Raw genomic sequence first — 23354 nt, 5'->3', positions numbered from 1 at the left:
CGATATACCGACATTTAGAAGGGCTTAAAATAATATGAACAATTAATATTTATTTATTTATTTATTTTGCATATCGCAAATCATTTTTTCTTAGATTTCTTGCTACGCTCTTCTAACAGCGCTAAAGTTCGCGATGCAGGCTCTTCTGGAGCTACAGTATGGTGATTTTCATCGCCTTCTTGAGGCTCCTTGTATCCAAGATTCACATCTAAAAGTCGCTCCGCCTCAATCTCATCAATCTTTTCAGACAAAGCAATTTCGGAAATTAAAATACTGCGAGCGCGAGCAAGCATTCGCTTTTCTCCTGCAGATAAACCATGTTCATCAACATCTCGCTGAGATAAATCACGAACTACTTCAGCAATATTGTTAACATCGCCAGTAGCAATCTTCTCTACATTAAGCTTGTAGCGTCTAGACCAATTCATCTCTTTTTCAACTATTGGAGTACGCAAAATCTCAAAAACTTTTGCAACTTCTTGCGCTCCAACAATGTCTCGCACGCCAACTTTTTTAACATTATCGACAGGTACGTTAATTTCTAAACCATCAGATGATAACACTACCAATCGTAAATATTGACGAGTTACACCTTTTACGGTGCGCTCACTAATTTCTTCAACACGAGCCGCACCATGACGAGGATAGACGACCATATCGCCGACTTGATATTCCACAGAACCCTCCGTATGCACAGAAAAACTCATAACAGTTTCCCATAAGGTCACGACTTGAAAAAATTTTCATATTTTTTTCACAATAGCGCGAAACACACGCGACTTACAGCAATAAAGCATGTATGATAGTCAGCATGAGTACAGTTACTAACATCAATGAAGATGCAGTCGCAGTTCCAGTCCGACAGGATGTATTAGCTGCGGTGAGCAATGCAGAATATTACAATCCACATGAGGTTCTTGGAGGTCACCTTGGAACTGGCAAAGGTGCCGACACTGTAACCGTCCGCGTATTGCGCCCTATGGCAAAGAAAGTTGTTATTCTTACTAAGAACGGTGAATACGAAGCTAAACACGAATATAACGGCATCTTTACAGCTGTTATTCCTGCAGTAAAGCATACAAAAACAAAGTCTTGGTCTGTTCCTAGTTATCGCGTTTACACTGTGGAAATAGACGGTTCTGAGTCCACAGATGATGATCCTTACCGTTATTTGCCTCAAGTTGGCGAACTTGACATGTACTTATTTGGAGAAGGTCGTCATGAGCGTCTTTGGGAAGCATTAGGCGCACACGTCAAAACGATAACAGATTCATGGGGACTTATATCTCCTGAAACTGGAAAGATGGTAAAGAAAGTTACTGGTACTGCTTTCTCAGTGTGGGCACCAAATGCTCGTGCAGTACGCGTAGTTGGTAACTTTAATTACTGGAATGGTCGTCGCCACGCTATGCGCTCACTCGGCTCTTCTGGCATTTGGGAACTTTTTATTCCAGGAGTTACAGCAGGAGAAGTATATAAGTACGAAATTCTTACACAATCTGGCAATTGGATTATGAAAGCCGATCCAATGGAGCGCTCTCATGAAGTTCCACCAAACACAGGATCTGTTGTTGTTGATTCTGAGTTTAAGTGGCACGATACTGATTGGATGGATGAGCGCGCAAAAACAGATGCCCACAATGGTCCAATAAGCATTTACGAAGTACAAGCTAACAGCTGGAATCGCGATTTGGGTAATTATCGCGAACTTGCTGATCATTTAGTTGATTATGTGCAAAGAGAAGGCTTTACTCACGTCGAGTTTATGCCGTTGACACAATATCCATTCTCTGGATCTTGGGGATATCAAGTAACGGGTTATTATGCAGTAGATTCTCGCCTTGGCTCCCCTGATGACTTTAAGTACTTGGTAGATAAACTCCACAAAGCAGGCATTGGTGTCATTATGGATTGGGTTCCAGCTCACTTCCCTAAGGATGACTTTGCACTCGGTCGTTTTGATGGCACAGCATTATATGAAGATCCTGATCCTATGCGAGGCGAGCATCCTGATTGGGGTACTTACATCTTCAACTTTGGTCGTCATGAAGTTCGTAACTTCTTGGTTGCTAATGCTTGCTTCTGGCTTGATGAATACCATGTTGACGCGTTGCGCGTTGATGCAGTATCCTCAATGCTTTACTTGGATTACAGCCGTGAAGCAGGACAGTGGAGACCAAATATCTACGGCGGACGCGAAAATCTTGAAGCAATTGACTTCATTAAGGAAGCAAACGCAACTGCATACAAGAATAATCCTGGCATCATGATGATTGCTGAGGAATCCACTGCTTATCAAGGCGTAACTGCACCAACCGATATGGGCGGCTTAGGATTCGGCTTGAAGTGGAATATGGGCTGGATGCACGACACTTTGCAATACCTTAAAGAGGAGCCAATTAATCGTCGTTGGCATCATAACGAAATTACATTCTCAATGGTTTATGCATACTCTGAGCATTATGTGTTGCCATTAAGCCACGATGAAGTTGTGTACGGTAAGGGTTCGTTACTTGGAAAGATGCCAGGAGACGAATGGCAACAGTTCGCAGGATTACGCGCATTGCTTGCATACCAGTGGTCTCATCCAGGCAAGAACCTTCTGTTCATGGGTGGAGAAATTGGACAGTCCAGCGAATGGAACTTCAATACTTCTCTTAACTGGAATGAGCTGCAATGGCCGTTCCATCAAGGTGTGCAAAAGCTTGTTGCAGATTTGAATACTCTGTATAAGAGCTCTCGCGCATTCTGGAGTCAAGACTTTACTCCTGATGGTTTCCAGTGGCTTACAAGCGACGATTCCGATCACAATACTTTAAGCTACATGCGTATTGGCGACGACGGAGAAGAAATCGTTGTAGTAGTAAACTTCTCAGGTCAAGCTTGGCAAGACTATCAGGTTGCGTTACCAAAAGGCGGACAGTGGGAAGAGATACTCACAACTGATGATGCAAAGTATTGCGGATCTAATATTCACAACGGCACATTCACTGCTACTGCTGCAGAGTATCATTCTCGACCATACTCTGCAAGAATCACTGTTCCAGCGTTAGGCGCGGTATTCTTGAAGCCAGTACAACACTGAAAGGTCTTTTTAAAATATGCTAAACGCTCCATCAGCTAGCGTAAATGCTCGTACAATTCTCGTTGTTGAGGATGAGCCAGATCTTGCTACAGCAATTGCACAACGCATTACTGCACAAGGCTGGAGAGCAAGAGTCGCTACAGATGGAGCGTCTGCTGTTAGAGCTGCCGAACAACTAAAACCTGATCTCATAATTATGGATATTATGCTTCCTATTATGGATGGGATTGAAGCAACTCGACGAATTATCTCCAAAATGCCTGTTCCTATCCTCATGTTAACAGCACGCGACGCAGAAGCCGATAAAATTGTTGGCTTAAGCGCAGGCGCAGATGATTACATGACTAAACCATTTTCGCCACGTGAGTTAATTGCTCGTTGCGCAGCATTGCTGAGACGCGTAGAACGCGCATCGCAAATAGCAAAGACAATGGAACATGAACGCACAATTAATTTTGGGTCACTTATTATTAGACCTCGTCAAAGACTTGTAACTTTAAACGACAAAGAGGTACATTTTACACCAACTGAGTTTGACTTGCTCGCTACTCTAGCTCGTCATCCTCATACTGTATTTAAGCGTGAAAAGTTACTTGAAGAGGTGTGGGATTGGCCGGATGCTTCTGGAACTCGCACAGTAGATTCACACATTAAGTCTTTGAGACATAAAATTGGATCGGAATGGATTCGTACTGTACACGGAATAGGATACGCATTCGAGCCACCTATTAGTGATTACGACAAAGTTCTGCAATCACAAGTTTCATAAATAATTATTACTTTCATAAATAGTAAATAATTACAACACTTTAGCTTCGGAAAATTCGTAAATGGTATTAGAAAATAAAATAGATAATGCTAATTCTGAGCAATATAAAAATACTAAACAACGTAATTTATTAAATAAAAACTCAAATGCTCAACTTAAAAATAAGTCAAAAATGCGATTTACGAATTCTTCTGTAAAGCATAATTATCCAAATCGACCTGTCGGATTTTTTTCATCTCTAAAAATTGAACTTTCGGCAATTATTGTTTTTGCAACAGCAATTGCTTTCGTAATGGCATGGTTTTTACTTAAAACTGGTCTAAATGGCTGGATTGCAATGCCATTAACACTTATTGTTGCTCTGGGAATTACATACATTTTTTCTAGAGGACTTACAGCACCACTTCGTCAAATGAAAAATGCTGCAGAAGCTATGGCTGACGGCGACTATTCTGTGCGAGTTGCTGTAGAAAATCGTCGTGACGAAGTAGGTAAATTAACTCTTGCATTTAATGAAATGGCAGAAGAACTTGAACATGCAGATCAAATGCGTAGAGAGCTTATAGCAAACGTAAGTCACGAACTGCGCACTCCTGTTTCTGCTTTACAAGCGATGCTTGAAAATCTTGCAGATGGAGTTGTTGATCCTACTCCATCTAATATGGAAGCTATATTAAACCAAACTCATAGACTTGCTGATCTTATTACTTTCCTTCTTGATTTATCTAGAGTTGAAGCAGGCGCGGAAAGCCTTAATATAACTTCATTTAATTTCACAGACTTTATTGACGAAATTATCGAACCACTAGAAATAGCTGATTCAGGTCATAATCATAATATTGAAGTTCAAATTAATGATGAGATTGAATTAACAGGAGATCAAGCTCGCCTTTCGCAACTTTTTACTAATATTATTTCTAACGCTCTAAAACATTCAGATGATGGAACTCGTGTTCTTATAAGTGCTCATATTAATCACAGCCAAAACTCTGTAATATGCAATGTTGTGAATTTTGGAGAACAAATTCCTCAAGAAGATCGCGCCGATATTTTCAGAAGATTTGTTAAAGGAAATCAGCGAATTGGCACAGAATCAGGAGGAACAGGATTAGGATTATCAATTGCTCGTTGGGCTGCACAATTGCACCATGGAACTGTAAAAGTAGTAGACGATAAACGCGGTCCGAACTTTGAAATTGCGCTTCCACTAAACTATAGCAATACAATAGCAAACTAACATTCGTAATCTGCTGTACGATCATCCTTATTGCATACACATGCTAAAGAAAAGCATGCCAAAACAGTAATTCCACTACTCTGTAAAGTTGAAACGCAGCTATTCATAGTTGAGCCAGTAGTTACAATATCATCCAATACAATAGCTTTGTACTCGCGTTGATTTTCAAACTTTTGCTTTCTCAATTCTTTAAAATCGATGCTAAACGCCTTAGAAATTCTGTTAGACCTTCCGCGAAAACCGGAAGTTTGCACTGATTTCGCAGTAATTCTAGCATCCATACTTACAATATCTAAAACGTATGCTCTAATGCCACTATTACACAATCGTTTAGCAACACAATTTGCAACAGGCAACATATGCTTACGTCCACGATGCCTTGATGAATGCTTAGACGACGGGACTGGTATAACAAATATAGGTTTTTCACTTATATAACAAGAATGCGAGCGCAAAAATTTAGATATAACTTCTACTACTAAATCGCCAATAAGTTCACCAAATATTTTGTCACATGCAATATCGAAATGATCCTTCCACAATAATATTGAGCGGCGAACAACCGTAGAATACGAACCACACGCGTAGCGATATCCACATACTGTTCTGGCAAATGGTGCACGTTTCCAGCATTGCAACGCTTTCTTGCAGTTTTCACACAATATATAATCTGGAGTATCACAGCCTGCACATGCGCGAGGCAAAAATAAATTAAATAAAGCAATCGCTACATTCTTCCAACTAGCAAAACGCCAATTTATAAAATCAACATCCTTGTTTTCACATACACCACAAGGTACAGATGCGTGACATGCTAATCCCCCATGAGATGTCACGCTTCTATACTTCTTTTTGTTTTGGTGGTTTATAACCTTGCGTCTCCCAACCATAATGACAGCATATGCGATAGCTTATTGGCTATGCAAATAAAAAATGTTATTGTGGATAAAAGGTATCTTAAAATGAAAAATTAATAAAATTCTATATTTCTAAAATATTAAGTACCTTATTACAAAGCTCTAAAGTATCCGAAGGATTACTTACTTTAATAATTAAAGCTCCTGTAAAGGCAGTAGGATAATCGTTTCCTCCAGGATACATACGATCGCCAATAAAAGTAATTTTTTCAATATTAACATCACAATATTGAGACAGCATTCGCAAAGCTTGAGCTTTATCGTCACCGCGCCTGTATATATCGATGCTAGTATCTCCTCCAGCGCGTACAGCAAAATTAGGTAAAGCTTGAGAAATGCTTTGTGCAAGTTGAGCTTTCAAACAACCGCTAGGATCCCAAGTTTTTTTATATTCAATAGGAGCTAGTTGTCCTAGTGCCGAAAAAGTAATTTGACTACCGCGGTTCTCTATCTGTTCTCCCCACAGCATTGGATCGCCGGGTTCTTTCCAAACGCCTATATTTTTTGCACACTTGTGTATTGCATCAATAACGCATTGCGCTTGCTTAAAATCGATAGTATGTTCATAAACAGATTGCAATGACATGTCATTATTCACACGATAATAACTAGTTCCATTAGTGGGCATTATGTGAATATTTTTAAGATTAGTGCCAATAGTTAGCATATTTAAAATTTGCTTCTTAACTAACTCTAAGCAGCCACCTGTTATTACAGCAACAGGAATTATATCAATCAGCTTACTTAATGATTCAGCCATCGATTTAAGCATAGGTTTTTTAGAACATGCCAGTGTGTTATCTAAATCAAAAGCAATAAGAGACGATTTAGCAATGCTCAAGTCAAGATTAAACTCATTCCAATCATGCACTATTGGTTTGAGCATTACAAATCCTCCTGACTTTTAAAACCATATATACAGTATTCTATAGTGTGAGCGTATTTCACACACCGCATATTAATTATTTACATATTATTGCCCTAGCCTTCTCGTAAAGTGGAAGCATGACAGGTCTAATTTGGGAAGAACGTCACTATAGAAATAGGCATGGTAGAGGTCTTAGGGCACCAATATTTGGTACTCGACTTCCACAATATAGAACTGCTAGCGGAATGTTTGATGCCATGGTAGCAGCTCAAATTAGACGCCTTAACAGTGCTTGGCAAGCATTAACTAAAGACGTTCAATTCGCGGTAGAAGATGTGCCGCCTTCGCAACCACTGTTATGGGAGCAAAACCGCAGAATACTTTCGCAAGCTTTTCCAGCTAGCCGTGGTATGCAATCTAGAATTGTATTGTATAGGCTTCCGCTATGCACTCATGTAAGCAGCAGAAGTGAACTTCAATATGTTATCAGAGATGAGCTTGTGCAATGCTTAGCAGAACTATACGGTCGCAGACCAGAAGAAATTGATCCAGATTGGGGTTTGTAAACAATTTTTAAATTAATTAAAATTATTAAGTATTTTAATTAATTTATAGTCGCTTATAGCAATATTTTTATTCGTATTATTGCACAATATGATTGTCAGTTTTAACGTATACCTTCATTTCTTGCGGTTCCAAAGATTGCGCAGAAAGCCAAGAAATACCTGCTATACCAGCCTTATCGATTTCATCTTTATGAATACGGGCAGACAAAGCAACTTTGCTATGCGATTTCGCAATAAACATAACTGCATCGTGCGAAATTTCTGAAACAGGAATTCTTAAAGATGCATTCGCAGGAATCGTTACGTTTTTTGTAGCAGCTAATACACCATTTAAATCAAATCCTTGCAAACGCACAGCAGTATCTTTATCACTTGAAGAAGAAAGGTATAGAGCTGTTTCATTAGCAGAAACAGGCGATACAATTGCGCCACTACCTTGTACGTTAGATGGTGTAATAAAAGCTACATCTGATTGATTATCTTTGCCATCTTTAGTAATGGACATCATTACTTGAGTAGGAACATCTCCACTTACGCTCAAAGCATTAGCATGCTCCGGAACTTTTCCAAGATCGACAACTTGCAAATGGTGTGCTTTTAACGTCAAATTCTTTACTTCTTTAGAACCTGTATCATTCATCCATGAAAGCGTTACATTACCATCTTTATTTGGCCATACATATAACTTAGATTGATCGCCTTCACTAATACCTGAAAGAATATTTGTATTAGATTGAGTGCTTAATTCATGAACAATATCTACACCTTTTACAGATAAGCCACTCATATGAACGACTTTTACAAATGATGCTATAGGTGTCTGCTCGCTTTCAACTTGCACGTATAATCCAGAAGTCTTAGGAGAGGCAGCAGCAAGATCAAAATATGCATGAGAACGAGCAGGAACAGTAGAAGCACTTCCTGTAGAAAGATTTAACTGATTGCTGCCATGCTCAGCAGACCAAGCTCTAACACGAACAACAGTGGATTTTGAAGCAGCATTAAACGCTTCTAAACGAATAGAAATTCCATCAGCAGATTCTGGAACTAGGAATGTCTGTTTCATAGACGGCATTGAACAGGTAGTTGCAGATAAACCTTTTACGTCACCTTTAGTAGCCCATGAAACCATGGAAGCAGATATTCCAGTGCCAGATCCAACTCGTGACAAATGTCCTTCTAGAACTTGAGCGTCATGATTTACATTATTGTTAGCAATAAAAGCTGACGTATCATCATCAGTTGATTTTGAATTCAACGTAATAGATTGATCATTGTTATCTCGTATGTTACGCAAGCTAGAACTATACACATCTCCAAAAGCACCATAACGAGCAGAAGATTGTAAATCGCCTTCTGATTCGTTATATTCGCTATCACCATATTGAGTCAAATCTGGAAGAGACAATCGAATAGGACAAATAGTTTGCAAACGAGTAGAACCAACACTACTTATAACGCCACTAGATGGAGTATTAGGATTGTCTACAAAGTGAGACATTGGTAAGCATAATGCAACAACACATGCAGAAGCAATAAGTATTATTGCACTAAAAATAGCAAGTGAGACAATACTGACTATTTTGTTCTTGCGATTAATATCTACATCCGCATTTACTTCACCATGCTTAGAGCCCTCATGAGGATTTTTATGCCAGTTCATCTAATTCCTCCTCATGCCTGTCATCTGAACGTTCTATCATTGCATGTCTGCCAAATCGAGGCACGGCAACAATACAGTACAGCAGTAATACCATAGAAGAAACAATAATCCAAGGAACTCTCCACGCAAGAGGCCTAGATCGATAATACGGAGATGTAGAAGACAACGACTTAGAATCAGGCACACCATCAAATCTGCAATAAGTTCCTTGCGGTGATGAAACAACCAATTGTGTACCGTCAGAAGCGTTAACGTGTGCAATTAATTGTTCAGTAGCTTCTTTGTTAACATTACTCACTGTTTGCACAGAAGGATGTAACAATTGTTGTATTGACATAGAAGTTTTATGGGAAACCTGCTTATTTTCTGAACTATTAACAATATAAATACCGCCAATTCCAAGTTGCTTTAACGTTGAAATTGCGCCATTATCTGCATGAGATAACAATTGTGCTGAGGCACGATATATTGCTTTATTGCTTGATGATTCACCAAACATTACTTGTCTAACACGAAGTGCTGGAGATTCGTCTATTGCATCTCCCTTAGATGTTCGCATAATAGAGATTGACAAATCATGGCTACTTTGAGCTCTTAAAGCAAGTATTCGCCGAGTATCGTCTTTTCGCAAATAATCAGAAACAACCATAGGGAGCTCATTGTTATTTGCGCAAATAGATGTAGCAGGTCCGCTCAATACAGCAAAAAGACCCAAAAGAACCGCCATAGTCAACATGCTACTTGCAAGAACAGCGCGTGCTATGCGAATTATGCGCTGCAACAATTGTGCCGCAGAACGACGCATTGCAGCACGTCTACTTGCACGAGTTTTATAGTTATCAAAAATTTGAGACTCAGATTCCTTCGAAGTACGTAGTGGCTCAAAGCGTCGAACAGCTTGACCGGCAACCATGCACATACAAGATAAAATGCCGACAGTAGATAATGCGACTCCAGGCAAAACGCTTGCAGCAACAGGTCCTGAAATATCGGATGCAACTACAACACGAGCGGCAATAAGAGATAACAGCATTCCGGAAATAATCACAACCCACATCATTCGAGAAACTCGCAAAGCAAAAGGCAAAGTTAATGACGTAACAGCCATAACAACAGCTAGAATTGCAAAAATTACCATTATTATTGTTCTTAAGCTCATCAATGGCATATTAATTTCAACATTAGGAGAAGCCATATTAAAAGCGTGCAACAAAACATCAGCGTAATCGCTTACGCGTGGAGCACCTTGCACACTTCTCAATGGCAAAGCCATACTAGAGAACAATTGACGCCACATTCCAGATTCGCCATATCTAATAGCACTTCCTATTGTAGGAAGCAAAACAATTATCGATGGTATAGGCATAAGCGCGAACATAATACGATGAGAGCGCACCATAATAAACGACGCAATAAAAATAACAATAAGAGGCAAAACAAGCTGCGGTTCTGCAGCTACTGGAACCATAAAGCATAATGCTGCGCATGCTGCACATTGAGTGGATTTAACAGGACGCACAGGATCTTCTGTTACGTACATTCCAACAGCATGGAACGCAAAAGCAAATGCTGCAGGCAAAAATGCCATAGTCATTAACATTGGCAAATCACCGCGTGCAAACAAACCAAAAGCAATAGCAATCATAGTCCAGCAAATACCAGCGCATACACGCACAGTATCCGAGCGCGTAAATACGCCAGCAAGAGCCCAAAAACTTAAACACATAGCTGGAGCAGCTAAGAAGAACATTAATGTGACAGCCAATAACGGGTTAGCACCAACCACAATTGATGCGATTGCCCAAATACTTAGCCATGGTGCTGGAGGAATTGCAGGTCCAAAACCATCATCAGGAACCCATGCACCAATAGCAGAATTCCATAGTTGATTGAAATCTGCACCCGTTGGTAACCATTGCTGTGCATTCCAAGAAGCGCCACTTAAAATTTCACGCCATGGAGAGCCATATAAATTCAATATGACTGCAAAAAGAAGAAGAGACGCAAGAATAACAGCACTCCACCTACGCAACACTCGAATATGCAAATGCCGCTTCGCTAGAGGACTCAACAGCACGAAATGCTGTTGAGCTTGGAAAGCAGAACTACGATCACGCCAACGTGCAACTTGATGACGATCTGCGATAAGAGGAACAAGTCGTTTTAATGGAACACGAGTATTCCTTGCAACCCTTCTGCGAGCAAAAACTGCTCTAGGTAATTGCATAATAGCAAGCCATGGCAAAAGCAGACGAATCCACGCTATATAAGGATGTTTAGCAAACAGCGAATGCAAAGCGCCAACGAAACAAGCAGGCAAACTAAGAATCCATATAAGAGGCCACAAAAAAATACTAATATCAGTGTATTTGTAACGCTGCTTAGCTACGAGAGAAGCTGCTACACCATACTTAGATCCTGAATTATTATGATTTCTAGCATCACCGTTACGAGTACGGATACCTTCTAACCTTGCACGCCTGTGTGCGATACGAGCTGAAGGAACTACAACAACACGACCTCCAGATAGACATACTCTACGACAAAAATCTCTTGATTCGCCAAAAGTTGTCATCCATTGTTGCGTACCGCGTAAAGTCTGCCATGCAGTTAATGTGACTAAAGCACCTGCTAGCGATACTGCATACACATCTCCACGCCCATCATACTGTTCTTGATCTGGCTCGCCGTCAACAGTAAGAGTATGAACACCGTGACGCCAAGCATACATTCCAACGTTGTGCAAGATATTTCCTTGCCAATCAACTTGTTTAGCTCCCAATACTGATGCAGTCGGAGTATTGCGCCAAGTTTCACGCAAATATTCTAAGCAATGGAAGTCTGCAGGACGAGAATCATCATGCAAAAGCCATAATGCAGAAACTCCTGCACAAGGCAAAATCTTGCGCAAAGATTTTTCTATTGCATCTCCAAAAGAATGAGCATAAGAAATGGGAATAATAATTATGTGTACAGATTTATTTTCACTATTGTTTACGCGAGTATTATTTACGCGATTAGTATTTGGTCTATATTTTGAATCGCTATCAATTGCATTATTGGAATCGATATTATTAGCATTCTGCAATAATGATTTCCTAGTATTAATTGCTCCCGCAAGCTTAGATGAATTAATTTTTATTTGTAAATTCGTTTGCATAGTCTGCTTTACTCGACTAGCACAATCGACTATTACTAAAGTTCCAGGAAGAATTGATTGACTTAGTACTGCATGTAACGTATCAGCATAAAAACGAGTATCTCGCTCCACACACATCATTGCCATAATGGACGAATCCACATCATGAGGATGCGCATCTTTCGCAGATGACAGCACCTGTAAAACTTCGTCTTCAAATGTAAGATTATGAGCGGTTATCGAATCCATACTTACCAGTTTACGCAGGGGGTATGTATCCGCCAAAACACAAGTCGTAATTCTAAATAAATTTATACATATTTTATTAATTATTTTTGCTCATATTAACCAGTATGCTTCATATAAATTTAATTAGAATATTTGCGTAAACTTATTAAAATTTTCTTTAAAATATCAAATAATATTCAACACAACCAGATGTCATAAATCTCACTGCAGCATGCTATAATTACACGCTATATGTGTCCATTGAATATTGATTTATTTGATGACAAAAGAAATGATATTGCCACAACCTAAAAGGTTACTCATTATTGAGAAAGAAGGTACGATGACAACTTCACGGTATCCTGAAGGCATGCGGTACCAACCAGGCGAAGATTGGAACTCAACTCCTCATCATAGTCTTGGTTATAGAATGATTAACCGCACGCGCAAGATACTGTGCATGTTTGTTATTTCAGTACTTACATTCTTTTCAACAATCATAGCTGCAGTGTGGTTAGATTTTTCTTCTGCTGTAAGTAACAGAGTCATAAACGTTATATCTAAAGATCCAGAAGCTAATCAAACACTTGATATTAACGCAGGCAAACCAGTAACTTTTCTTGTTTTAGGTCAAGATTCTCGAGATGGGAATAATCAGAGCTTTACACATGACGGCGAAACTGGTGATCATCAGTCAGATACTACTATGGTAGTTCAAATTAGCGCAGATAGATCATACATGAATATCGTTTCTATTCCACGAGATTCTATGGTAAACGCACCAGCATGCGACACTACAAAAGGACATATTCCTGCAAGAAAACATGTGATGTTTAATTCAATTTTCGCCTTAGGATATGCGCAAGGTGGAGATTTAGCTTCAGCAGCATCATGCTCGTTAAAAGCTGTTAATTCACTTACTGGTTTAAATATTCATCATTTTATAGTCGCTGATTTCAGTGGATTAAGCAATATGATTGATGCAGTTGGTGGAGTATCTGTGTGCATCCCAACAGCAACTCGCGATGCCTATACGGGCGTGAATTTCAAACAAGGAATGCAGCATCTTAATGGTCGACTTGCTACTCAATACGCTAGAATGCGTCACGATACAGCAAGCGATGGCTCTGACATAATGCGAACAACAAGACAGCAATACTTGATTAAACAGCTTTTACATCAAGCACTGTCTAAAAACTTATTTACTCAGACAAGTGAGCTTTACCAGCTTGCAAAAGCATCGTTGGGAGCATTGAATATAAGTGAAGGCTTGGCAAATCCTACCACTTTGGTCGGTTTGGCATTAAGCATGCGTAAATTAGATTCTTCACATATTTATGCTCGTACTACTCCTGTTATTCCAGATCCTTATGATCCAAATCGTGTTGTGTGGTCTGATGAAGCAAACAATATTTGGGATTTGATGCGTGAAAATAAACCGCTATCGCTAAATCATAAAACTAACGGCACTAACAAAAAGAATGCAAATAATTCGTCTAAGAATACGAATAATCAAGACAATGAAGATACGGATGACGATAGCAATATAAACGAAAACGACAAGCTTAATAAAACTACAGATCCAAAGAAGATGGGACGTGTTGATCCAAAAACAGGATTAATAAAAAATTCTCAAGGACAACTTATTGATCCAAATACTGGAGGAATTGTAAATCCTGAAAATGGAACTATTCACAATCCACAAACAGGACAATACGTTGGCTTTGCAGACAAGTATGCAAACAATGTACTTTGCGCTGTGCCTAGAAAAAAATAAACACTTAAGCAAGATGTAATCTATGAATATATAATGTACGAACATAAAATTTATATATTATGTATTCATAGTCATTGAAGATACATGCTTATTTTGGAGGATGAATGAATTCGAGATTGTATGAGGACCCTTCTGAAGATAATATAAACCCACCTATCTTCACTCCTTCTCATAATAACGATTCATCTAACTCAAACGTGCCTCCTAGTTTCACTCCAAAACGCGTAAAAAGAGGCAAAATAGAGTCTAATGCGCTTCCATCACAAGCGCCTTCTTTTGCGCCTACAACTCAAAGAACAAGAATCTTAAAAAGTCCAGAACAATGTTCTTCTAGACCTGTTTCTTACACATCGCAATTGCAACCAAGACCAGCACCGCGCACAAGTTCTATTTCACAAATGCGTATTCCAACAACTATAAATAAAGCAGTTGGAAGTACAGCAAAAATACTACCGCACAAACCGCACAGAATTTTACATGCATTTATTGCATTTTTTGTTGTTCTGGCAATAGGTGTAACTGGTTTTGGGGTATATTCATGGAACTGGGTTGACTCAAGAATTAACCGCACTACTTGGCTTACTAGTACTCCTAGCACTCAAGGCAAAGCATGGCTTATTCTTGGCTCTGATCAACGAGAAGGCGAAGAAGCTAAAGAGATAACAGGATTTAGAACAGATACTATTCTTGTATTGACAAAGCCGAGCAATGGTCACAGCTCTCTAATTTCTATTCCTCGAGATTCTCTTGTTTCTTTAAATGGCGAACAAGTAAAAATTAATAGCGTTGCGCAAGCAGCTGGGAATAAAGCATTAACAGCAGCAATAGAAAAAATTACAGGTCATCGCATTGACCATGTTGCAGAAATACGTTTTGGCGGTCTTACTAATGTTGTTAACGCTATAGATGGCATTGATTTATGCTACAACCGTACAGTAAGCGATAAGTTTAGCGGGTTAAATTGGACTTCTGGATGCCATCACGTTGATGGGAATACAGCGTTAGCATTTTCGCGAATGCGATACGCAGATCCAGAATCTGATTTTGGACGAGCTGCACGCCAACGAATGGTTATTGCAGCTATTATGAAAAAAGCTTTAGATCACAATACCTTATTGAATTTTGGAAAAGTAAAAAAGCTTGCTGAAACGGGACTTGCTTCAGTTATTTTTGATGAGAAAACCAATCCAGGAACATTATGGGAAATGGCTCAAGCATTCAAAGAAGCAACTGGACCGTCAGGCATATCTGGAACAGTATATTGGACGAATCCTGACTATCAAGTTCCAGGAGTTGGTTCATCTGTGCTTCTCGATGATGCTAAAAACTTAGATTTATTCAACCAACTTGCATCAGGAACTCATAAACCTGGATCAGTTGGAACTCTTGCAGAGCAACAATAATTTCGAAGTATTGTTGTGTAAACAACACTTCAATTAGATACCACAACTTAGAAAGCACTAAACTCGTATCTTTTAACCACAATCTTGCATAAGTATTGCACAAAAATCAAAAATATTGTCTCATACATTTATGGGCAACAAATCTAATACAGGAATGTCTACAACTAAAGTACTTATGCATGTACAGATGACAGCGAGTATAGTTCCCATATTCGCTCACGTAGCATTGGCTATAATGGCATGGATGCAAGATAATTGGATGATGCTAACCATGATTATTCCAAGCATTATGATGTACATAGCAAGTCTTATTCCACAAATTTTTCAATACATATCTGAGAAAAATTCTGTTCAAAATGTTCAACAAAATCAGCAAATTCAATTATTAAACACTACGCAATCGTCAAATAACGTAACTTATAATCAACAAACTGTAGAAAGTTTGCCAGATACTATTACACCAGTAAGTTTAGAAACATTACTTATGAGAAGAAATGCAATTTCTAATACGCAACATCACTGGAAAGAAGTATTGCAAACATGGTTAAAAAATGCAGGAACATACGACATAAAAAACAAATCCAATAGTATGAAGGAAAATCTAAATACAAATATTTATAACTACTTGCCTAATTCAAAAACTAAACACCTTATAGCTCCACTTGGAATAAGTAATAATGGCTACTGCTATTTAGATTTAATTAACAATGGGCCACATGCTTTAGTTGCTGGAACAACTGGTTCTGGTAAATCAGTACTTCTTACGACTTGGTGTTTAGCTTTGGCTTTTCAATACGGTCCGCAGCAGCTACGGTTTGTTTTTATGGATTTTAAAGGAGGAGCAACTTTTGACATACTATCTAAACTCCCACATACTATGGGAAACGTAGGAGATCTAAATCTTAAACACGCAATACGCGCTCTAAAAGGTCTCGAACTAGAACTAAATAGACGAGAAAGACTAGTAGCTCATCATGGATGTAATAATATTGCACAAGTAACCCCAGCTGAACCTTCATTGCTTATTGTTATTGACGAATTTCATGCTCTAAAAGATCAACTTCCCGACTACATGCCTCGTCTTATACGAATTGCATCAGTAGGCAGATCTTTGGGAATGCATATTATTGCTGGAACTCAAAATCCACTCGCACAAGTAAGCGCAGATATGAAAGCTAATATTTCTATTAATATTTGCTTGAGAGTTAGAGACGGAATGCAATCGCAAGAATTATTAGGAACAGCGCATGCAGCTAGAATAAGCCCAAATACGCCAGGAGCCGCATATTACAATATTGGAGAAGGAGTAGAAGCTTTGCGATGTGCTCAAAGCAGCAATCCTGCACATTTAGTACGAGCAATACAGTTAGCTGGTAGATTCTGCCATCATGATCATTCTCCAGAATTATTTAGCAAACCATTGCCGTCGATTCTTTCAGCAAAACAACTTGCAGAGTATTCAAATAATTACAAATATAAAAATTCGGAGCAAAAAATATCTCAAAGTTTACGTACTCAAGAATTTTATACGAAGCATATTATTATTGGGTTGCAAGACGATACCATACACTTATATCCTGCTCTATTACCAATTCACCTTGGGAATATAGCTGTTATTGGTAGTAGGAAACAAGGCAAAACAACAATATTAAAAATAATTTCTAAAACTTTAAACCTACCAATATATTCAGGAAAATCATTATGCGAACAAAACATTAATAACATTTACAACGAAAATACGCCAATCATTATTGACGATGCAGATGAATTGCTTGATCCGCTAAATACTAAACAAACTGCTATTGCTTTTCAAAAAAGATTAAATAGTAAACAATGCCCAGTTATTATGAGCACTAGCACTTCTCGCTACTTACGTTTACCTGAGCAAGCACCAGTAAGGATAATATTTCCAACAGGAGATGTGGGCACAGATACAATGCTTGGAATACCTTCTGCTTTATCTAAAAGTTTTGATATTGAAGACTATCAACTTCCAGGACGATGCGTTTTAATCACTCCAGGATCAGCAAGTTTAACTCAAATAGTGCACCTAGAATAAAATTATCTATAGTGACGCATCTTGATTTTTACGTGCGCGCATTGCTCGACGCTTTAGAGTTCTACGCTCATCCTCGCTTAATCCTCCCCACACACCGTAATCTTGGTTAGTTTCTAATGCGCATTTTAAACACTCTGTTGCAACATCACATGAGCGACATACTGCTTTTGCTTCTTCAAGCTGTTGAACTGCTGTACCAGCACTTCCAAGAGGAAAGAACAGTTCAGGATCTTTGTCACTACATGCTGCTGTTGTGCGCCAATCAAACGAGTTGCTCATGAATTATTATCCTCATTTCTTACCTACAACGGTGAGCTTTAGAAGTTCCCCTGAATGTAAGGAAATCATGAAAAGAAAGTTTTTTCAAGGTATTTTGCATCTTTATTAGCAATTTTAATTGTTCCTGTACTTTTTACACTAAATGTATAACATTTAATGCACGTTGGAAAACAATTTTTACTAAAGCTACTCAATACCAGATACGCGCAATTTAATGTCTAACACTACCCTAGTTCCGCCCTCTCTTCGAGGAGACCAACGAACTGTACCACCAAAATCGTTAGTGACAAATGTGTTTATAATCTGCGTTCCAAGGCCAGAGCCAGATGGTTTAGCCATTCCATGAGAAGACTCGCTATCTATACCATCTCCATCATCTTCAACGACAATATTAAGATTGTCTCCGCCCCTACCAACTGCAATACGAATATGACCTTTTTCACGACCTTCAAAACCATGTTCAACTGCATTCGTCACTAGCTCAGTTAAAACAAGAGATAATGGTGTAGCATCCTGAGCTGCTAATCTGCCAAATTTTCCAACAAAATCAATATCGATATTTTGATTCTGAGATGCCAACTCAATTGACATCTTCAACAAACTCGAAATAACTTTGTCAAAATCAACAATTTCGTCAGCAGTTTGACTCAAGCCTTCATGAACTAGTGCTATAGTTTGCACACGACGTTGAGCTTCCTCAAGTTCTTTTCTAACTTCAATAGATTTTGTTTTACGAGCTTGCAAACGCAAAAGAGCAGAAACAGCCTGTAAATTGTTTTTTACGCGATGATGTATTTCAGAAATAGTGGCATTCTTAGTACGCAATTCTTGTTCGCGCCGCAAAACTTCAGTAACATCACGGCATAACACTACAGCTCCAACACGATTATTTGGACCCCACAGAGGCAAGGAGCGCATGGAAACTATAGAATGGTTCGCTTCAAGTTCACAATCTACATCAGCTTTTCCAGTTAATACAAGAGGTAAACTTTCGGGAACATTATCGTTCGTATGCAACAACCTAGTGCCAAATTCGCTTAAATATTCACCTTGCATAGTGTTTAATCCGCCAAGTCTGCGGAAACAACTAATGGCATTAGGGGAAGCATAACGAACTATTCCATCGTCTTCTAGCACAATAAAACCATCGGATACTCGAGCATTATGTCGTTGATTTAATACAGATTCACGATATGGGAATTGTTCACGAGGAATCATGTCAAATAAAGTCTTACCAGCATTAATACTTTCAGTTTCATAACGACCATTAGATTCACGCGTTGCCAAATTAGTTTCGCGCATAACCAATCCAAGAGTTTTACCCCTATGACGAACTGGAGCATAAACGTAGCATACAGTAGCTCTACCAATAGAACGTAAGGTCGAAGAGTGGAAACTTGTCTCAGATTTCATCGCCTCATTAAGCTCAGGCACTAAAGAATCATCTAATTTTTTACCTAACAAATCATCAGTACGCAAAGTAATAGCTGTTGAAGGACGACATTGTTCAGCAACAACATAATCACCGTCACCATTTTGAATAATCAGCAGCAAATCTGCGAAACTCAAATCTGCAATAACCTGCCAATCGACCACCAAATGGTGAAGCCACTCACGATCACTGTCATTAAAATCAGGACGAGTAGCAAGAATGTTAGAAAAATCAGCCATAATGTAATAATATATCGAACTCACAGAAAATTCTGTGAGGTATGTTGTTGTTTTAAATAAGAAAAGCCGCTCCTCCTCAATTAAAAGAAGAAGCGGTTTAATAATTTATAAATTACTCTTTAAAACTAGAAACCAAACTTAGCAGCAGTTTCGCGCAAAGTTTCAGCAGAACGCTTCAAAGCAGCCAACTCACGATCAGAAACTGGAGTGTTTAGACGAGAGTTTACACCATTGCGATTAAGCAATGTTGGCACAGACATGCACACATCAGAAATGCCGTGGAAGTCATCGAGCAAAGAAGACACTGGAAGAATGCGGTTAGTATCGCGAAGAACAGCCTCAACAATATCTACACCAGACATAGCAATAGCATAGTTTGTTGCACCCTTACCGTTGATAATCTTGTAAGCAGCGTTAACAACTTCCTGATGGATTTCTTCGCGCTTAGCAGCATCAAGTGGCTCATGACCTGGAAGAGCGTTCCAATCGCACATTGGAACACCACCAATGGTTGCAGAAGCCCACAGTGGAACTTCAGAGTCACCGTGTTCGCCAGCAATGTATGCGTGAACGTTCTTAACATTAACGCCAGTGTGCTGAGCAATCAAGAAACGAAGACGAGCGGAATCAAGGTTGGTACCAGAACCAAACATTTGGTTTGCTGGAAGACCAGAAAGCTTCATAGAAACGTGCGTAACAACATCAACAGGATTAGTAATCAACATGTAAATTGCGTTAGGAGCAACCTTCACAACGTTCGGAATGATTGACTTCATGATGTTGATAGTGGCACCTGCAAGCTCCAAACGAGTCTGACCTGGCTTCTGGCGAGCACCAGCAGTAATCACGACCATGTCAGCATCACGGCAAATTTCCACATCGTCAGAACCGGCAATAGAAACTGCAGGATAGAAGCTAGAACCATGCTGCATATCCAAAACTTCAGCTTCAACACGTTCCTTAGCAATATCTTCAAGCACAATCTCACGCGCAACACCACGCTGAGCAGCAGCGAAAGCGAGAGTAGATCCGACCGCGCCGGCACCAATAATTGCAAGCTTAGTTGGCTTAACCTGCGAACTCACCATGAGCAAAAACCTCTTTTCAACAACCTATCACACCCTTATAAGCACACAAAATACCACGATTTATGCATTACTAAGGGCTGCTCTCACATTAAGAGCTTTTGGTATGAACACCTTTACTCTAATCGCACCACCGGAATTTATTATTACAACGCTACTTTCATAAGTTTTGCAGCTAACGATGGTCCAACCCAAGCAATAAGTTCAACCCCCGAATCTACATATTCTGCTTTTTCAACTACACCATTTTCACGAACTTTTGATAATAATCCACCAAACTCGTACGGCAAAGTTACATCTACACGAACACGAGGAGACGGTAACAATTCTTCTAAACGATTGCGCAATATTTGCAAATTTTCGCCACTAAATGCAGAAACAATAACGGCATCAGAATAAAGAGAAGAAAAACGTTCTCGCGCAGCATCACTCATCATGTCTGATTTATTCAATGCCATAATTTGAGGTATATCTTCTACACCAGAAATATTAGCGAGAACTTCGTTTACTGCATTAATTTGCGAAATAGGATCTGGATGCGAACCGTCAACTACATGTAAAATAACATCTGCTTGTCCAACTTCTTCCAAAGTGGATTTAAATGCTTCAACTAGTTGAGTTGGAAGTCTGCGAACAAAACCAACAGTATCTACCAAAGTATAGCTTCTACCATCTTGAGTTTGAGAACGACGTACTGCAGTATCAAGAGTTGCAAACAGTGCATTTTCTACTAATTCTTGTGATCCAGTAAGGCGATTTATAATAGACGACTTGCCAGCATTCGTATATCCAACAACAGCTACAGTTGGAATATCTTGTCGTCTACGAGAACCACGTTTTACATCGCGCGCAGGTGCCATATTCGCAATATCGTGACGAAGTTTAGAAATACGATTGCGAATAGCTCGACGATCCATTTCGATTTTAGTTTCGCCAGGACCTCTAGAACCAATACCAGCATCTCCTGCAGCTCTACCACCAGCCTGCCTAGAAAGAGCAGCACCCCAGCCTCTTAACCTAGGTAGCATATATTGCAATTGAGCAAGCTCAACTTGAGCTTTACCTTCACGGCTTGTAGCGTGCTGAGCAAAAATATCCAAAATAACAGCAGTGCGATCGACAACCTTAACTTTAGTCGCATCTTCTAAAGCTCTACGCTGGCTAGGAGGTAAATCATCGTCAACAATAATCGTATCCGCATCATGCTGAGCAACTACTGCTGCAAGCTCACGCGCTTTACCTGAACCAACATAAGTTGCAGCATCCGGCCTATATCTTTGTTGCAACATGCCATCGCAAACAACAGCACCAGCAGTCTGTGCCAACGCTGCAAGCTCACGCAACGATTCTTCAGCTTGAGCAAGAGTTCCTTTTGCGCTAGACCACACTCCTACTAGCACAACGCGCTCAAGACGAAGCTTTCTATACTCAACTTCGGTAACATCTTGTAATTCGCCAAGACCAGCTACTCGCTTTAAAGCATTACGAGATTCACGCTCCTGCCAAACTTCATCATGCTTTTCACTGTCAGAAGTAGTGTCTAGAAGCACATCCGAATGAGCATAAAGCACTGCATTATTGGTGAGATTATGCTCATTCATATTATTAGAATCATTTTCGAGGGAGGAAAAATCGTTTGAATTAAGCACATCATCTCGCCCGGATGCCACATTACTATCCGCCAACTGTCCCTCCTCTATTTCATTGTAAATAGCGTTTTACAACGTTTGTCTTATTATGGTAACTTGAGACGACAATATATGAACACAACATATATGTATGATATGTAAATAAAGATACAATAGAAAAAAGTATATTAATAAATCTAAATTTATAGGCGAAATACGGTATTTTTGAGCGAAATCATGGACAGTCATCAACAATTTAAACAATACGATAAAACCAAATCACCAAAATCAGAAAAAACGCAAAAAATCAGTGGCGAACAATACTTTTCTGCAACACCATCATCTTGCGATGAGCGAAGAACGTTACATGTAACTTTGAGAAATCATGAAACTGTTGTACAAGTTTCAAACGGAGTATTTAGTGCTTCTAAGCTTGATCTAGGCACGTCTGTGCTACTAAAACATGCTCCAAAACCACCGGAAAATGGCAAATTCCTTGATATTGGATGCGGATGGGGGCCTATCAGCATTGCAATGGGCTTAGAATCTCCAGAAGCTGAGATTGTAGCTGTAGATGTAAATGAGCGCGCGCTAGAGCTTACTGAGCTAAACGCAAAAAACGCTGGCTTAAAGCATATTCGCACTTCTTTAGTAGATGACGCTTTAAAAGAAAATAATACTTTGGAATTTAATAATTTTGATCTCATATGGTCCAATCCCCCAATTCGCGTTGGAAAAGAAATGTTGCACGACATTTTGATGACTTGGATTCCGCGTTTAAAAGTAGGAGGAGCAGCTTACTTAGTTGTGCAAAAAAATCTTGGCTCAGACTCACTTATTCCTTGGCTTGCTGCAAATCTTGGCGAAAACTACAACGTTGAAAAATATGCAAGTTCTAAAGGATACCGAATTATAGAAGTAATAAAAACGAAATAATAAAACGTACTAATACTAAAGAAGTACTAAAAAGCAAAAATCTA

The 23354-nt window shown here is 39.3% G+C and carries 17 protein-coding genes; 8 read left to right on the top strand and 9 right to left on the bottom strand.

The annotated features are described in order from the left end of the window. Positions 1-80 precede the first annotated feature (80 nt). Positions 81-677 carry a CarD family transcriptional regulator gene (locus tag HXT57_RS02695; protein ID WP_012914048.1) on the bottom strand — a complete coding sequence of 199 codons (597 nt, stop codon included), beginning with the start codon at positions 675-677 and terminating at the stop codon, positions 81-83. Positions 678-811: 134 nt separating this feature from the next. Here HXT57_RS02695 and glgB point away from each other — a divergent pair, with 134 nt between their 5' ends. The 3 genes from glgB to HXT57_RS02680 all read left to right on the top strand — a co-directional run bounded on the left by glgB (position 812) and on the right by HXT57_RS02680 (position 5091). After that, entirely contained in the window at positions 812-3085 is a 2274-nt protein-coding gene (gene glgB, locus HXT57_RS02690; RefSeq protein WP_162863125.1) for a 1,4-alpha-glucan branching protein GlgB, read from the top strand. 16 nt (positions 3086-3101) lie between these two features. Then, complete coding sequence (locus HXT57_RS02685; protein WP_004110759.1) at positions 3102-3854, top strand: response regulator transcription factor; 753 nt, start codon at positions 3102-3104, stop codon at positions 3852-3854. 61 nt (positions 3855-3915) lie between these two features. Beyond that, complete coding sequence (locus tag HXT57_RS02680; protein WP_004110763.1) at positions 3916-5091, top strand: sensor histidine kinase; 1176 nt, start codon at positions 3916-3918, stop codon at positions 5089-5091. Here the strand turns inward: HXT57_RS02680 and HXT57_RS02675 are convergent. Both HXT57_RS02675 and HXT57_RS02670 read right to left on the bottom strand, forming a co-directional pair. After that, complete coding sequence (locus HXT57_RS02675) at positions 5088-5981, bottom strand: ComF family protein (RefSeq protein WP_004110765.1); 894 nt, start codon at positions 5979-5981, stop codon at positions 5088-5090. The two genes, HXT57_RS02680 and HXT57_RS02675, sit on opposite strands and share 4 nt — an antisense overlap. Before the next feature lie 91 nt (positions 5982-6072). After that, complete coding sequence (locus HXT57_RS02670; protein ID WP_012914045.1) at positions 6073-6894, bottom strand: HAD-IIB family hydrolase; 822 nt, start codon at positions 6892-6894, stop codon at positions 6073-6075. Positions 6895-7013: 119 nt separating this feature from the next. On the opposite strand from HXT57_RS02670, the gene HXT57_RS02665 reads away from it, so the two are divergent. Continuing rightward, a complete protein-coding gene (locus HXT57_RS02665) occupies positions 7014-7442 on the top strand; it encodes a metallopeptidase family protein (protein ID WP_116431782.1) in 429 nt (142 codons plus the stop codon). Positions 7443-7518: 76 nt separating this feature from the next. On the opposite strand, the gene HXT57_RS02660 is transcribed toward HXT57_RS02665, so the two are convergent. Beyond that, complete coding sequence (locus HXT57_RS02660; RefSeq protein ID WP_012914043.1) at positions 7519-9105, bottom strand: DUF5719 family protein; 1587 nt, start codon at positions 9103-9105, stop codon at positions 7519-7521. Then, complete coding sequence (locus HXT57_RS02655) at positions 9092-12493, bottom strand: glycosyltransferase family 2 protein (RefSeq protein WP_421783685.1); 3402 nt, start codon at positions 12491-12493, stop codon at positions 9092-9094. Before HXT57_RS02655 ends, HXT57_RS02660 begins: the two co-directional genes overlap by 14 nt. Positions 12494-12815: 322 nt before the next feature. Here HXT57_RS02655 and HXT57_RS02650 point away from each other — a divergent pair, with 322 nt between their 5' ends. The 3 genes from HXT57_RS02650 (at position 12816) to HXT57_RS02640 (ending at position 17711) form a co-directional block, all read left to right on the top strand. Then, positions 12816-14249: an LCP family protein gene (locus tag HXT57_RS02650; protein WP_033888681.1), complete on the top strand. Its 1434-nt coding sequence runs from the start codon at positions 12816-12818 to the stop codon at positions 14247-14249. Positions 14250-14353: 104 nt separating this feature from the next. After that, a complete protein-coding gene (locus tag HXT57_RS02645; protein WP_012914040.1) occupies positions 14354-15652 on the top strand; it encodes an LCP family protein in 1299 nt (432 codons plus the stop codon). 187 nt (positions 15653-15839) lie between these two features. Further along, positions 15840-17711, top strand: coding sequence for an FtsK/SpoIIIE domain-containing protein (locus HXT57_RS02640; protein WP_421783738.1), 1872 nt, complete (start codon positions 15840-15842; stop codon positions 17709-17711). Positions 17712-17717: 6 nt separating this feature from the next. On the opposite strand, the gene HXT57_RS02635 is transcribed toward HXT57_RS02640, so the two are convergent. The 4 genes from HXT57_RS02635 to hflX all read right to left on the bottom strand — a co-directional run bounded on the left by HXT57_RS02635 (position 17718) and on the right by hflX (position 22347). After that, a complete protein-coding gene (locus tag HXT57_RS02635; protein ID WP_004110789.1) occupies positions 17718-17990 on the bottom strand; it encodes a WhiB family transcriptional regulator in 273 nt (90 codons plus the stop codon). Positions 17991-18176: 186 nt separating this feature from the next. Beyond that, positions 18177-19661: a sensor histidine kinase gene (locus HXT57_RS02630; protein ID WP_004110792.1), complete on the bottom strand. Its 1485-nt coding sequence runs from the start codon at positions 19659-19661 to the stop codon at positions 18177-18179. Positions 19662-19786: 125 nt separating this feature from the next. Beyond that, positions 19787-20749, bottom strand: coding sequence for an L-lactate dehydrogenase (locus HXT57_RS02625; RefSeq protein ID WP_004107125.1), 963 nt, complete (start codon positions 20747-20749; stop codon positions 19787-19789). A gap of 143 nt (positions 20750-20892) precedes the next feature. Next, complete coding sequence (gene hflX / locus HXT57_RS02620; protein WP_119504550.1) at positions 20893-22347, bottom strand: GTPase HflX; 1455 nt, start codon at positions 22345-22347, stop codon at positions 20893-20895. 264 nt (positions 22348-22611) lie between these two features. On the opposite strand from hflX, the gene HXT57_RS02615 reads away from it, so the two are divergent. After that, positions 22612-23310 (top strand): class I SAM-dependent methyltransferase, encoded by a 699-nt coding sequence (locus HXT57_RS02615; protein WP_116994811.1) that lies wholly within the window; start codon positions 22612-22614, stop codon positions 23308-23310. Positions 23311-23354: the final 44 nt, after the last annotated feature.

The sequence above is a fragment of the Gardnerella sp. KA00771 genome (assembly GCF_049244045.1).
GTDB classification, from domain to species: domain Bacteria; phylum Actinomycetota; class Actinomycetes; order Actinomycetales; family Bifidobacteriaceae; genus Bifidobacterium; species Bifidobacterium swidsinskii.
The sequence above is the reverse complement of the archived record's forward strand: the minus strand, read 5'-3'. Positions and strand labels throughout refer to the sequence as shown.